Raw genomic sequence first — 14,619 nt, 5'->3', positions numbered from 1 at the left:
GCAGAAGAACAAAAGAAAGTAGAAGAACAGAAGAAAGCAGAAGAACAGAAGAAAGTAGAGGAACAGAAGAAAATAGAAGAGCAAAAGAAAGTAGAAGAGCAAAAGAAAGCAGAAGAACAGAAAAAAGCGGAGTAACTGCTTTAGTGAAACGGCTGGAAAACAAGAATGTGGTGCAAGAGATAATGAACGAATAAGCAAAACTAGTAATATTTATATGAGTGTGAGGGAACGTTAGCCCTCACCTCTTTGTTTTTCTTTTTTCTTATAGTATTAAATGCATTTGAGTGTGAAAAAAGTTATTAATTAGTATAAAGTATTACGTATTATTTTCTGAAAAATCAAAACAATATTGAGAAATAAAAATAATTGAAAATACTAAAAAATATTGTTGTATTTATACAAGTCTGTTCGTTATAATGAACTTAAGGTTTGAAAAAAAGAACAGATATTAGCTTAGCTAATATAGTTTTATTTACATCTCTTATTTATATAAGAGGTAGCAATGTAAAAATACAAAAAACAGCTAGGGGGAATTGATTGTGAGTCTGAAAAAGAAATTAGGTATGGGAGTTGCATCAGCAGCATTGGGGTTATCTTTAATTGGTGGAGGAACATTTGCATTCTTTAGCGATAAAGAAGTATCAAACAATACATTCGCAGCTGGGACGTTAGATCTTACATTAAACCCTAAAACGCTTGTGGATATTAAAGATTTAAAACCAGGGGATACTGTTAAGAAAGAGTTCTTATTAAAGAACGATGGCACGTTAGCGATTAAAGACGTTAAATTAGCAACAAAGTATACTGTGAAAGATGCAAAAGGTGATAATGCTGGTGAAGACTTTGGTAAGCACGTTAAAGTAAAATTCCTTTGGAACTGGGATAAACAAAGTGAGCCTGTATACGAAACAACTTTAGCAGACTTACAAAAAGCTGATCCAGATCTTTTAGCTAAAGATATCTTCGCTCCTGAGTGGGGAGAAAAAGGCGGATTAGAAGCTGGTACAGAGGACTATCTATGGGTACAATTTGAATTTGTAGATAATGGAAAAGACCAAAATATCTTCCAAGGTGATACATTGAATTTAGAATGGACATTCAATGCTAACCAAGAAGCTGGGGAAGAAAGATAATAAAAAAAGGCGGGTATCCCCCGCTTTTTTTTATAAAGAAAAAGAAGTGCTGGTTGTACGCACTTCTTTCTATTATTATTTTTGATTTTGCTTCCACTTTGTAAATTCAAGAAATTCACGAAATTGTTCTTTGGAGACACCGGAGTTCATTGCATCTTTAACGAGTTGTGTCCATTCGGAGTCTAGGTTAGTTTCCTTTGTTTTTTCATCATGAAGTAAAGTATCAACTGGAATTTGTAGAACTGCTGCGATCTTTTCAAGAAACTGAATGGAAGGGTTTTTTTGTAAATTTCGTTCTATAGAACTAATGTAAGATTTAGCAACGCCAGCTTTTTCGGCAAGTTCAGTTAATGAAATCCCTTTTTGTAAACGAAGGCGTTTTATACGTTCTCCAATCATATTTGCGCACCTTTCTATCAATATGTAGTTGTCTTATGATGTCATTATTATAACATAAACTTCGTTAAAAAGAACAAACCTATTGAGCCTGACTGGATGGCTTCATACGTTGGAAAAATTGCTCGATGTCTTGCATGGCGATACCAGCATCTAGAGCTTCAAGTATTAAATCAATCCATTCTTGATCCAGTGCGTCTGTCTTATCTTTGTACAAATGTAATTCCTCCCTAATTATCGGTCATAATTGCTGCTACAAAATACATGATAATGCAATCGGATTTTGTGTTTTATATAGTGAATTATCAAATATTGTGTAGATGAAACAAAGATAAAATCCCCATTAAACTCCCTCTATGGAAATTATAAATTGTTCGATAAAAACTTTCAATATTTTCAGAAAACATTGTTGAATTGTGATATATTCGTATGCTAACTATGAAATTTTTACAAATATATTAAAAACATTACATAATGTGACTAAATATTGAAAAAATATTGAATTTTTAATAAAATTCAATTTGTAATACATATTATTTATTAGGGGAGGAAATATGGGATGAACAAGAAACCGTTCAAAGTTTTGTCATCAATCGCTTTGACAGCTGTATTAGGCCTTTCATTCGGAGCTGGCACTCAATCTGCATATGCTGAAACGCCTGTGAATAAAACAGCTACGAGCCCAGTTGATGATCATTTAATTCCGGAAGAACGTTTAGCAGATGCGCTAAAAAAACGTGGGGTAATTGATTCGAAGGCTTCAGAGACAGAAACAAAGAAAGCAGTCGAAAAGTATGTAGAGAACAAAAAGGGTGAAAATCCTGGAAAAGAAGCAGCAAATGGGGACCAGCTTACGAAAGATGCATCCGACTTTTTAAAGAAAGTAAAAGATGCGAAAGCAGACACGAAAGAAAAATTAAATGAACCAGCAACAGGGACACCTGCAGCGTCAGGCCCAGTTAAAGGCGGACTAAATGGTAAAGTGCCAACTTCTCCAGCAAAACAAAAAGACTATAACGGTGAAGTTCGTAAAGACAAAGTACTCGTTTTACTTGTAGAGTACGCTGACTTTAAACATAATAATATCGACAAAGAGCCTGGATATATGTATTCTAACGATTTTAATAAAGAACATTATGAAAAAATGTTATTCGGTAATGAGCCATTCGCATTAGAGGATGGCAGCAAAATCGAAACGTTTAAACAATATTACGAAGAGCAATCTGGCGGTAGTTATACAGTAGACGGAACAGTTACAAAATGGTTAACAGTTCCTGGTAAAGCTGCTGATTACGGTGCAGATGGTGCGACAGGTCATGATAATAAAGGACCAAAAGGACCACGTGATTTAGTAAAAGATGCATTAAAAGCAGCTGTAGATAGTGGTATTGATTTATCAGAGTTCGATCAATTTGATCAATACGATGTAAATGGTGATGGAAATAAAAATCAACCAGATGGTTTAATCGATCACTTAATGATTATTCATGCGGGTGTTGGACAAGAAGCAGGCGGTGGTAAATTAGGCGATGATGCAATTTGGTCGCACCGTTGGACAGTTGGACCAAAGCCATTCCCAATTGAAGGTACACAAGCGAAAGTTCCATATTGGGGCGGAAAGATGGCAGCATTCGACTACACAATTGAACCAGAAGATGGAGCGGTTGGTGTATTCGCACATGAATATGGTCACGATTTAGGTCTTCCAGATGAGTACGATACACAATATAGTGGTCAAGGTGAGCCGATTGAAGCTTGGTCTATTATGAGTGGCGGAAGCTGGGCTGGTAAAATCGCAGGAACGACGCCAACGAGTTTCTCACCACAAAATAAAGAGTTTTTCCAAAAAACAATTGGTGGTAACTGGGCAAATATCGTAGAAGTAGATTACGAGAAATTAAATAAAGGTATCGGTCTAGCGACATATTTGGATCAAAGTGTTACGAAATCAGATCGACCAGGTATGATCCGTGTTAACTTACCAGATAAAGATGTTAAAACAATTGAGCCAGCATTTGGTAAACAATATTATTACAGCACAAAAGGTGACGATCTTCATACGAAGATGGAAACACCGTTGTTCGATTTAACGAATGCAACGAATGCAAAATTTGATTTCAAGTCATTATATGAGATTGAAGCAGGTTATGATTTCCTTGAAGTACACGCTGTAACAGAAGATGGTAAACAAACGTTAATTGAAAGACTTGGCGAGAAAGCAACTAGTGGAAATGCAGATTCGACAAATGGAAAATGGATTGACAAATCATATGATTTAAGTCAATTCAAAGGCAAGAAAGTAAAATTAACATTTGATTACATTACTGATGGTGGTTTAGCATTAAATGGATTCGCTCTTGATAATGCTTCATTAACAGTTGATGGTAAAGTAGTATTCTCTGATGATGCAGAAGGTACACCACAATTAAAATTAGATGGTTTCGTTGTATCTAACGGAACAGAAAAGAAAAAACATAACTACTATGTTGAGTGGAGAAACTATGCTGGGGCAGATAACGCGTTGAAATTTGCTCGCGGTCCAGTATTTAACACTGGTATGGTTGTATGGTATGCAGATTCAGCTTATACAGATAACTGGGTTGGTGTACATCCAGGACACGGTTTCCTTGGTGTTGTTGATTCTCATCCAGAAGCAATTGTTGGTACTTTAAATGGTAAACCAACAGTTAAGAGCAGTACACGATTCCAAATCGCTGATGCTGCGTTCTCATTCGACAAAACGCCAGCTTGGAAAGTTGTATCTCCAACGCGTGGAACATTTACGTATGATGGCTTAGCGGGTGTAGCGAAGTTTGATGATTCGAAAACGTATATTAACCAACAGATTCCAGATGCAGGACGTATTTTACCGAAGCTTGGTCTGAAGTTTGAAGTAGTAGGACAAGCTGATGATAATTCTGCAGGTGCTGTTCGTTTATATCGTTAATACAGTAAAACTACCGAGAGATTTTCTTTCGGTAGTTTTTTTGTGAGCAATGAATTTTATATAGCTGAAAAAGTCATATATAATGTAACTTTAAGAATAGAAATTTGTTATATATGAAGTCTATATAAATAATGAAAGAATTGGATAAAAATAGTGGGAGAAGGTGAGTGAATGAGTATTTCCTCTATTGTAGGTAGGCAAAAGGAATATTTTTTAAAAGGGCATACGAGAAGCATCGAAATAAGAAAGAATAATTTGAAGAAGCTTTATGAAGGCATTCAGCATTTTGAAGAAGAAATATTTCAGGCGTTGAAATTAGATTTAAATAAGTCAGTTCACGAGTCGTTTACAACGGAAGTTGGATATGTATTAAAAGAAATTTCCTTTCAATTGAAACATATGTCATCGTGGAGTAAACCGAAGCGAGTTCGAACGGCACTCACTCATTTTGGATCAAAAGGAAAAGTAGTGCCAGAACCGTATGGTGTGACGCTTATTATTGCACCGTGGAACTATCCTTTTCAATTAGCAATTGCACCACTTGTAGGAGCACTGGCAGCTGGAAATACAATCGTTTTAAAGCCGTCAGAGTTAACGCCAAGCGTTTCAAAAGTGCTTAAGAGAATGTTAGATGAATTATTCCCAGAAGAGCTTGTAGCGGTAGTAGAAGGCGGCGTTGAAGAGAGTACATCTTTGCTGAGGGAACCGTTTGATTATATTTTCTTTACTGGTAGTGTTGGCGTTGGAAAAGTTGTAATGGAAGCAGCAGCGAAACAGTTGACGCCGCTCACTTTAGAACTTGGCGGGAAAAGTCCTTGTATTGTACATAAAGATGCAAAGATAGAGGTGACAGCAAGAAGAATTGTTTGGGGTAAGTTTTTAAATGCAGGGCAGACATGTGTAGCGCCTGATTATATGTACGTGCATTCTTCCGTGAAAGAAAAGCTAGTTGAGGCACTGCGACATGAAATTATAGAGCAGTATAGTAAAGAACCTTTGCAAAATGAAAATTACGTGCGTATTGTAAGTGAGCGTCATTTTGAACGCTTATGTCGATTTTTACAAGATGGTCAAGTCGTAATTGGTGGAAACTATAAGAAAGATACATTACATATTGAACCGACAGTACTAGCGGATATTACATGGCAAGATGCTGTTATGGAAGATGAAATTTTTGGTCCGATTTTACCAATCATAGAGTACGACAATATAGAAGAGGTAATTGGCACAATCCAGCAACATCCGAAGCCGTTAGCGTTATATGTATTTTCGGAAGATAAAGAAGTACAAAAGAAAGTGACGAGTAATATTTCATATGGTGGAGGCTGTATTAATGATGTTGTCTACCATCTTGCTACGCCATATTTACCTTTTGGGGGTGTTGGAAGTAGTGGATTAGGGGGTTATCATGGGGAAGAAAGTTTTCGGACTTTTTCACATTATAAAAGCATTTTAGCCCAATCTACAGCATTCGACATGAAAATTCGTTACTCTTCTACAAAAAGTGCTTTAAAATTCATACGAAAGTTGTTAAAATGATGATGGTGTTTATCAGTAGGCGTAGCCGTATGATAATAGCCCCTTCGCAATGGAAGGGGTTTTTCTGTTCGACGTTATGTATCATGCGAAAATGAATCAAATATACTACATAAAGAATAGAAACGAACGCTTGCTAAATAACCATTTTTGTTTGGATCGAAACAAAAAATAGTCTATAGAACATAAATATTTATTCATGAATATAAAAATTAAAATTTAAGGTAGATAGGACGGGAAAATGAAAAAGATTATTAAAGTTGAAGCAGTTGAAAAACATTTTGGAAATCAAGTGATTATCCCACCTCTTTCTTTAGATATTAAAGAGGGAGAGTTTTTAACAATTTTAGGGCCGAGTGGCTGCGGGAAAACGACTTTACTTCGTATGATCGCAGGATTTGAAACTCCAACTAAAGGGAATCTTTTATTAGATGATGAAAGAATTAACGATTTGCCGCCATATAAGCGTCATATGAACCTAGTGTTCCAACATTACGCACTATTCCCACATATGACAGTAGAGAAGAATATTTGTTTTGGTATGAAAATGCAGAAAGTATCAGCAGCAGAGCAGAAAGAGCGTGCTGAAGAGGCAATGCGTTTAACGCAGTTACTTGAGTTCCGTAATCGTAAACCTGCGAAGCTTTCTGGTGGACAACAGCAGCGTGTTGCAATTGCAAGAGCGATTGTAAATAATCCGCGTGTATTACTATTAGATGAGCCACTTGGAGCGCTTGACTTTAAGTTACGAAAAGACTTGCAACGTGAATTGAAAAACTTACAACGTAATTTAGGAATTACGTTCATATACGTAACGCACGATCAAGAAGAAGCAATGAGCATGAGCGATCGTATCGTCGTTATGAATAAAGGACATATCGAACAAATTGGAACGCCGAAAGAAATTTATAATAAGCCGAAAACATTGTTCGTTGCGACATTCATCGGTGAAAATAATATTGTGAAAAATGGGGAAGGCTATGTAGCAATTCGCCCTGAAAATGTGAAAGTGCGTTCGGTTGAAGAACCAATTTTAAAAGAATACCATCTTGGACATATTGAAGATATCGAGTTTGTCGGAAATATGGAGAAGCTTTATGTACGTGATGAGAAAACATCAGAATTACTAATGGCATATCAAACTGCTGAAGAGGCAGCGCAGTGGAGCATTGGAGATAATGTATATGTAGGCTGGGAGCAAGAGGACGAGGTGACCTTAAATTGAAAAAAGGGAAATTACTCGCACTACCTACAGTCGCGTGGCTGTTAATTTTCTTCCTAATCCCGCTCGTATTCGTATTAGGATTCGCCTTCATGCAGCGCGGAGCTTACGGGACAGTAGAAATGCAATTTACGCTGGAGAATATATCCCGTGTGTTTGATCCATTGTACTTAGGAACGTTATGGGAAACTGTTAAAATCGCAGTTATTACGACAGTAATATGTTTATTAATTGGTTATCCATTTGCGTATACAATTACAATTGTTGACCGCAAATATCGTTCTATTCTTTTATTATTGGCAACGATCCCGTTTTGGATTAACTTTCTTGTTCGTTCATACGCATGGATTGTTATTTTACGTTCACAAGGTCTTGTGAATACGTTGTTATTAAAACTTGGCATTATTAGTGAACCGTTAAATTTATTATATAATACGCCTTCTGTAATACTCGGAATGGTCTATTCTTTATTACCATTTATGATTTTACCAGTGTATGCAGCAATTGAGCAGCTGGATAAGCGTAAGCTAGAAGCGGCTTATGATTTAGGAGCAACACCAATAAAGGCATTTTGGAATATAACAGTGCCGATGACAATGTCAGGAATTGCGACTGGTTCTATTTTAGTATTCGTTTCTTCTATCGGAATGTTTGTTGTATCAGACGTGATGGGCGGATCGAAAGTAGCATTAATCGGAAACGTTATTCAAAACCAATTCTTAGGTGCACGTGACTGGCCGTTTGGATCTGCGTTATCGATTATCGTTGTTCTATTCTCTGTTCTGTTAATTTACTTATATTATCGTGCAACGAAAGTATATAAATATAATGAGAACGGAGGGGAATAGGCAAAGATGAAGAAGTTTTTAGTTTCTTATTCTTGGTTAATTTTGTTATTCTTGTATTTTCCAATGATGGTTTTAATGGTCTATTCTTTCAACGACTCTCGCATTAATGCGGAGTGGGAAGGTTTTACATTCCATTGGTATACAGATTTATTTCAAAAACAAGATGTTATTGATGCATTTGTAAATAGTATTACGATTGCAGTTATAACAACGATTGTGACAACGGTACTTGGTGTATTCTTTGCGATTGCTTTACATCGTTATAAATATCGTTTCGAAGGGGCTATTAATGGCCTTGTATATTTACCAATTTTAATTCCTGATATTTTAATGGGATTATCTTTACTAATTCTTTTCAGTCAGCTAGGAATGGAACTTGGACAAACAACGATTATTATTGCACATATTACATTTAGTATTTCGTTTGTTGTTGTTATTTTAGCTGCGCGTCTTTCAAGTATGGGACGTGACTTAGAAGAAGCTGCAAATGATTTAGGAGCAACGCCTTGGCAAACGTTTCGTTTTGTAACGTTCCCAGCAATTGCACCGGGAGTTATTTCAGCAGCATTATTAACATTCACATTATCAATTGATGATTTTGTAATTAGTTTCTTCGTATCAGGACCAGGATCAACAACATTGCCATTATACATTTACAGTATGGTTAAGCGCGGAGTATCACCAGAAATTAATGCTCTTTCTACAATTTTAATTGTTGCTATCGTAGGATTAATGGTTCTATCTGAAATCTTCCGTAACAAAGGTGCAGATGGTGAAGAAAACTCTGGAGGACACCTTCCTTTATAATACGAACGATATAGAAAGTACGAGGAGGTAATAAACCGATGAAATTAATGAAAAGAATAGCTGGCGCAGCAATTAGCTTTAGCCTTGTTGCTGGTGTACTTGCTGGTTGTGGTGAAAAGAAAGAAGAATTAAATATTTATAGCTGGGCTGACAATTTTGATGAGCAAGTGCTAAGAGATTTTGAAAAGAAATATAATGTGAAAATTAACTATGATAAGTACGCAAGTAACGAAGAAATGCTTGCGAAATTACAAGCTGGTGGCGCAAAGTATGATTTAATTCAGCCATCTGATTACATGGTTAAAACAATGGCAAAAATGGATTTATTAGCGCCATTAGATAAAAAGAATATCCCAAATATCGAGAACATGGTTTCTAATTTCAAAACACCTGCGTTTGATCCAGAGAATAAATATTCTTTAGTGTACACTTGGGGTGTAACAGGGATTGCATACAATAAAAAGTATGTGAAAGAAGCACCTACGAGCTGGGCTGACTTATGGAATGAGAAATATAAAGGACATGTAACGTTACTAAACGATTCTCGTGAAGTATTAGGAGTGGGTCTTAAGAAGCACGGGTTCTCAAACAGCACGAAAGAAGATGCGGAGTTAAAGACAGCAGCAGATGATTTAAAGAAACTGCTTCCAAACTTATTAGCATTTGATACAGATAACATTAAACAAAAATTCATTACAGAAGATGCTTGGATCGGAACAGTTTGGTCTGGAGATGCAGCATTTATCGCAAAAGATAATAAAGATGTAGAATACGTTGTACCAAAAGAAGGTGGCACAATTTGGGCTGATACGTTAGCAATTCCAAAAGGTGCAAAACATAAAGAGCTTGCTGAGAAGTTTATGAACTACTTACTTGATGAAAAAGTAAGTGTGAAAAACTACGAGTCAATTGGTTACAGTAATCCAAATGAAAAAGCTCATCCTCTTCATAGTAAAGAATACCGTGATAATCACATGATTTTCTTAACGAAAGAAGAGTTAGATCGTACAGAATGGCTTGTTGATGTAGACGATAAGTTAAAAGACTATGATCGTTACTGGACAGAGCTAAAAACAAAAGGTAAATAAGTAAGAAAATGCGGTTTCTAAAGTAGAAATCGCATTTTTTCATAGTAGGAGGAAATCGTTTGAAGAAGAAGTTACATCAGTATGAGGTAATGTGTATCGGTTTATTATTTGCTGTATTTAGTATTGTTGCTTGGCGCGTACATGCAGGTGGCGTTACAGTGATGGATACATATGTCCGCGGATTAGTAAAAGGGCTACAAACGGAAAGTTCCCTTACATTTTTCTCGTACTTTACAAAATTGGGATCAGCAATTGGGATAGTCGCTACGCTCGTTATAAGTTTGCTTGTTTTTTGGAAGAAGCGTTATAATGCTGCGATGATTGTGTATCCAATGGGAATTTTAATAACACATCTTGTGAATAAAGGGATAAAAGAGATTGTAAAGAGAGAACGTCCGTCATTAAATGAAGCGCTAGATGCACTTGGATATAGTTTTCCTAGTGGACATGCAATGCTATCGATTATGACATTTGGATTTCTTGCTTATATCATTGCGGCTAATTTGAAAAGCGTAGCTGGGAAATGTGTCATAACGATTTTGATGGGGATAGTAATCTTATCGATTGGATTAAGTAGAATCATTTTAAATGTACATTACCCAACTGATATTTTAGCTGGTTATTGCGTAGGTGGTATTTTGTTAATTATCGCGATTTACTACCATCGTTTACTTACTGAGAGATTGGGACTTAATAAAGAGAGATAGAAAAAACGCCTGGAAAAACTATCATTATAGTGTTCCTAGGCGTTTTTTGTTTGTATAAAGATATGATACAGTATAAGTGACAATTGAATTATTTAAAGTAGGTGAAAATGTGTGAAGACAAATGTTCATAAAGTTGATAAGTGGGGGAAGTTAGGAGCTTTTTTGTATCAATTTCGTTATACAGTAATTGTAGCGTTACTGTTGCTTGCAATCGCACTTGGGATTTTTGCTCCAAAGCTACCGGGAGTATTAGGTGGTGACGGTTTCCAAACGGAAGGAGACTATCAAAAAACAAAAGAAATTTTAGATAAAGATTTTAAGAAATCTCAAGATACGCTGCTACTCGTTTTTGAGAAAAATAAAGATGCTTCACATGAGGAATTTAAAAAGCGAATAGATGAAATTGTAAAGAATGTTCAAGAGAAAGAGAACTATGAATCTTTCCATCACCCAATGCAAAATAAAGAAATGTTACAAGATGATATCGGTTATGCGACAATTTTATTTTCCGGGAAAACAAATAAAGAAAGAATGGAAAAGACTTTACAATTTGCTGATGAGATTGAGAAAGAAAGTAATGCAACATTAAAAGTAACACCTACAGGATTTCCAAAAATTAATCAAGAGATTAATGAAAGAACGCAAAATGATTTAAAAGTAGCAGAAATGATTGGATTACCAATTGCGTTTCTTGTATTACTATTTTCGTTTGGTAGCCTTTTGGCATCAATTTTACCGATTTTGAATGGGGCGCTTAGTGTTATTAGCACGATGGGTATATTGTATTTCATCGGTGTGGATAAAGAGCTATCTATTTTCGTGTTAAACGTTGCACCGATGATTGGACTTGCACTATCTATTGATTTTGCGCTATTATTTGTGAACCGTTTTCGAGAGGAAGTTGCTAAACGAACGGTAAAAGAAGCGATAGCAATTACATATCAGACGGCAGGACGTGCAATTGTATTTTCAGGATTATGCGTATTTGTTGGGTTATCCGGTTTGTTTTTCTTTAAGATAGATTATATTCAATCTGTCGCAATTAGCGGAATGATTGTTGTGATTATGAGTATTTTATTCTCACTCACACTTCTTCCAGCGCTATTATCGTTAATAGGTAAAAGAATATTAAAAAAGAATCAAGTAGCACATACGCCGGCAAAAGCATGGCGTAAATTTGCACAATTTGTGATGAAACATCCAATTGCAATGATTGTTGTTGTTACAACATTTATTGTTATTTGCTTATTACCGTTACGTACAGCTAATTTGCAGTTCCCTAGTGTTGAAGCTTTACCTGAAAAGAGTGATACAAGGATTGCATATGAAAAGTATGAAGAAGCATTTAATAAAACTGTCAAAACACACGCTGATGTTACGTTAGTTGTAGAGACGAAAAAAGATATGAAAGAAAAAGAAAGTCTACAAAAGATAGAAGAAGTCGTTCAAAAGTTAAAAGATGATAAGAAAGTACATGAAGTAAGAAGTTTATACGACGGGTTAATTGGAATGAAAGCAGATCAAGTTGCTGGAATATTGCAGTCGCCAGAAGCTGCAAAACTAACTCCTGTATTTGAAGCATACACGAAAGGGAATAAGACGACGATAGAAGTCTTTTTGAAAACAAAACCACGTACAGAGACTGCAAAACAGTGGGTGCGTGACTTTAAAAAGAACTATAAAGAAACGGATGTTACGTATTATCTAGGCGGAATGACGACGTTTCAACAAGAATTAGAAGATGAAATTAAAGATAAAGTCGTAATTGGTATGTCTGTTATATTTGGATCGACCTTTGTTATATTATTATTTGCATTCCGATCTATACTCATTCCAATTAAGGCAATTATTATGAATATACTTAGTTTAAGTGCAACCATTGGAATTGTTGTTTGGTTATTTGAAGGTGGTCATTTCGGTTTAGAAGCGAGTCCGGTTCTGTTTGTCTTACCAATCTTCATTTTTGGTCTCGTATTTGGGCTTAGTATGGATTATGAAGTATTTCTTATTTCACGTATTCATGAGCTCTATGAAGAAACAGGCGATAATGATCAAGCAACGTTAGAAGGGCTCGTTTCAACAAGTAGAATCATTACATCAGCTGCTTTAATAATGATTGTTGTAACTGGTGCATTCGCATTTACTGATATTTTACCAGTAAAGCAGATGGGGCTTGGCGTTGCATTAGCAATATTTCTTGATGCAACAATTATTCGTCTTATGCTCGTTCCAAGCTTAATGAAGTTATTTGGAGACTGGAATTGGTGGTTACCATTTCGAAAAAAACGAGAAAAATCATCGTAAAAAATGCTCATCATATTGATGAGCATTTTTTTATGAATAGCAAGGCCTACATTTTGCAAATAGTATGTGATAAGAACATTACATACAAGTAGGTGAAGGCAATGTTTCGTTATTTTAAGTTTAAGTTAAATGATACAGTACAGTTTGCAGAAAACGATGGGCATATGTATCGCATTGTCGGTTATCGGTTAGAAAAGGGATTTTATCCAAAAGATGAATGGACTCATATCATTTATGAACTACTTAGAGAATTTGACGGGTATACGATGGATGCAGAGGAGGAAGAACTTGTAAAGGTCGTTCAAGTAGAGGATGAGTATTACAAAATACAAGAAGTATCAGGTTATCGTTATCCAGTAAAAATGAAACAAAAACAACAAGTGATGAAAATAGAAAGGATGGACGATTTATTAGATGCTTACAATGACTATAAAAGGTTGGCGGATTTCTTTAAAGATTTATCGTATGAACAAAAAGCTGAAGAAGTATTGTTAGAAATGAAAAGGCTTAGAGCTTGAGGGGCAGTCTATTATAAGACTGTCCTCTATTTTTGACGGTGCATCAAAGTGTGTTTTCCGTTACAATGAGAGAATCAATAGAAATAAGGTGATAAACAGTATGGAAACAAAGAAAAAGGGCGAATGGTGTGAAATTACCGTTCCAGCTAAATGGAATGGTATAAGTATTGAATCCGTATTAAAAGTAGAATGGGAAATACCGAAAAAGCTATTGCATCAGCTTCGTATGGAAAAAGGTGTTACGGTTAACGGGGAACAAAGAAGATGGAATGAGCTTTTAAAAGAGAACGATAAGTTACAAGTTCATATGTTTGCGGGGGAAGAGTACGGTGTAGATCCAGAATATGGTGAATTACATGTAGTATACGAAGATGATCACGTACTCATCGTAAATAAACCAGAGAAAATGGACACACATCCTGCTGAAAAAGGTGGAACCGGGACGCTTGCAAATCTTGTTGCTTTTCATTTTCAAATGCAAGGTTTAGAGACGAAGGTGCGTCATATTCATCGTTTAGATAAAGATACGACAGGTGGTGTCGTATTTGCTAAGCATAGAATTGCTGGTGCAATTATGGATCGTTTATTAATGGAAAGAAAAATTAAAAGGACGTACGCAGCGCTCGTTGAAGGGAAAGTAAAGAAGAAACAAGGAACGATTGATGCTGCTATCGGAAGGGATCGCCATCATGCTACAAGGCGTCGTATTTCTCCAAAAGGTGACCAAGCTATCACATATTATAAAGTAGAAAAGTATTTTAAGAAGCAAAACACGACTTTCGTAACGTTACAATTAGAAACAGGTAGAACGCATCAAATCCGTGTTCATATGAGCCATAATGGTAATCCGCTAGTTGGGGATGTATTATATGGTGGACAAACAAAATATATGTCCAGTCAAGCATTACATGCGATGAAGATAAATTTCTTGCATCCAATTACGAAAGAAGCGATTGAAGTTGATGTGCCGTTTCCTACAAAGTTAAATAATAAAATAAAAGAATTTCAAAAAGAAAATGCGTAAAGTATAAGTTTTAATTTGAAAAAAGTAGATTTTTGCAGGGATTTCTCTAAAAGAGGCGAAGCCGTTAAGAGAAAAGAGAGGTGAGAATT

The 14,619-nt window shown here is 35.8% G+C and carries 13 protein-coding genes; 11 read left to right on the top strand and 2 right to left on the bottom strand.

All coding sequences use genetic code 11. The features are described from left to right. Positions 1-539 precede the first annotated feature (539 nt). Positions 540-1,133, top strand: a complete 594-nt coding sequence (calY, locus tag ACODS7_RS04860; protein WP_088115516.1) for a biofilm matrix protein CalY — start codon at positions 540-542, stop codon at positions 1,131-1,133. 75 nt (positions 1,134-1,208) lie between these two features. Here the strand turns inward: calY and ACODS7_RS04855 are convergent, their stop codons facing one another. After that, positions 1,209-1,532 (bottom strand): helix-turn-helix domain-containing protein, encoded by a 324-nt coding sequence (locus tag ACODS7_RS04855; RefSeq protein ID WP_000578866.1) that lies wholly within the window; start codon positions 1,530-1,532, stop codon positions 1,209-1,211. Positions 1,533-1,611: 79 nt separating this feature from the next. After that, complete coding sequence (locus ACODS7_RS04850) at positions 1,612-1,746, bottom strand: anti-repressor SinI family protein (protein WP_000276219.1); 135 nt, start codon at positions 1,744-1,746, stop codon at positions 1,612-1,614. Between the two features lie 342 nt (positions 1,747-2,088). Here ACODS7_RS04850 and inhA1 point away from each other — a divergent pair, with 342 nt between their 5' ends. The 10 genes from inhA1 to ACODS7_RS04800 all read left to right on the top strand — a co-directional run bounded on the left by inhA1 (position 2,089) and on the right by ACODS7_RS04800 (position 14,530). Then, entirely contained in the window at positions 2,089-4,476 is a 2,388-nt protein-coding gene (inhA1, locus tag ACODS7_RS04845; protein ID WP_016082402.1) for a M6 family metalloprotease immune inhibitor InhA1, read from the top strand. A 171-nt stretch (positions 4,477-4,647) separates the two neighbouring features. Then, positions 4,648-6,015 (top strand): aldehyde dehydrogenase, encoded by a 1,368-nt coding sequence (locus tag ACODS7_RS04840; protein ID WP_098139282.1) that lies wholly within the window; start codon positions 4,648-4,650, stop codon positions 6,013-6,015. A gap of 238 nt (positions 6,016-6,253) precedes the next feature. Continuing rightward, on the top strand, positions 6,254-7,237 hold the full coding sequence (gene potA / locus ACODS7_RS04835) for a spermidine/putrescine ABC transporter ATP-binding protein PotA (protein ID WP_000720333.1): 984 nt from the start codon (positions 6,254-6,256) through the stop codon (positions 7,235-7,237). Continuing rightward, positions 7,234-8,082 (top strand): spermidine/putrescine ABC transporter permease PotB, encoded by an 849-nt coding sequence (potB, locus tag ACODS7_RS04830; protein ID WP_000715500.1) that lies wholly within the window; start codon positions 7,234-7,236, stop codon positions 8,080-8,082. Before potA ends, potB begins: the two co-directional genes overlap by 4 nt. A 6-nt stretch (positions 8,083-8,088) precedes the next feature. Beyond that, positions 8,089-8,889, top strand: coding sequence for a spermidine/putrescine ABC transporter permease PotC (gene potC, locus ACODS7_RS04825; protein WP_000714190.1), 801 nt, complete (start codon positions 8,089-8,091; stop codon positions 8,887-8,889). 38 nt (positions 8,890-8,927) lie between these two features. After that, positions 8,928-9,977, top strand: a complete 1,050-nt coding sequence (gene potD / locus ACODS7_RS04820; protein WP_000772490.1) for a spermidine/putrescine ABC transporter substrate-binding protein PotD — start codon at positions 8,928-8,930, stop codon at positions 9,975-9,977. Between the two features lie 59 nt (positions 9,978-10,036). Beyond that, complete coding sequence (locus ACODS7_RS04815) at positions 10,037-10,684, top strand: phosphatase PAP2 family protein (RefSeq protein ID WP_243168310.1); 648 nt, start codon at positions 10,037-10,039, stop codon at positions 10,682-10,684. Positions 10,685-10,795: 111 nt separating this feature from the next. Next, on the top strand, positions 10,796-12,988 hold the full coding sequence (locus ACODS7_RS04810; protein ID WP_243168311.1) for an MMPL family transporter: 2,193 nt from the start codon (positions 10,796-10,798) through the stop codon (positions 12,986-12,988). 101 nt (positions 12,989-13,089) lie between these two features. After that, positions 13,090-13,506, top strand: a complete 417-nt coding sequence (locus ACODS7_RS04805; protein ID WP_000490302.1) for a hypothetical protein — start codon at positions 13,090-13,092, stop codon at positions 13,504-13,506. A gap of 100 nt (positions 13,507-13,606) precedes the next feature. After that, positions 13,607-14,530, top strand: a complete 924-nt coding sequence (locus ACODS7_RS04800; RefSeq protein WP_048564842.1) for an RluA family pseudouridine synthase — start codon at positions 13,607-13,609, stop codon at positions 14,528-14,530. The last annotated feature ends 89 nt before the right edge of the window (positions 14,531-14,619 follow it).

Source organism: Bacillus sp. FG16 (assembly GCF_057809515.1).
The sequence above is the reverse complement of the archived record's forward strand: the minus strand, read 5'-3'. Positions and strand labels throughout refer to the sequence as shown.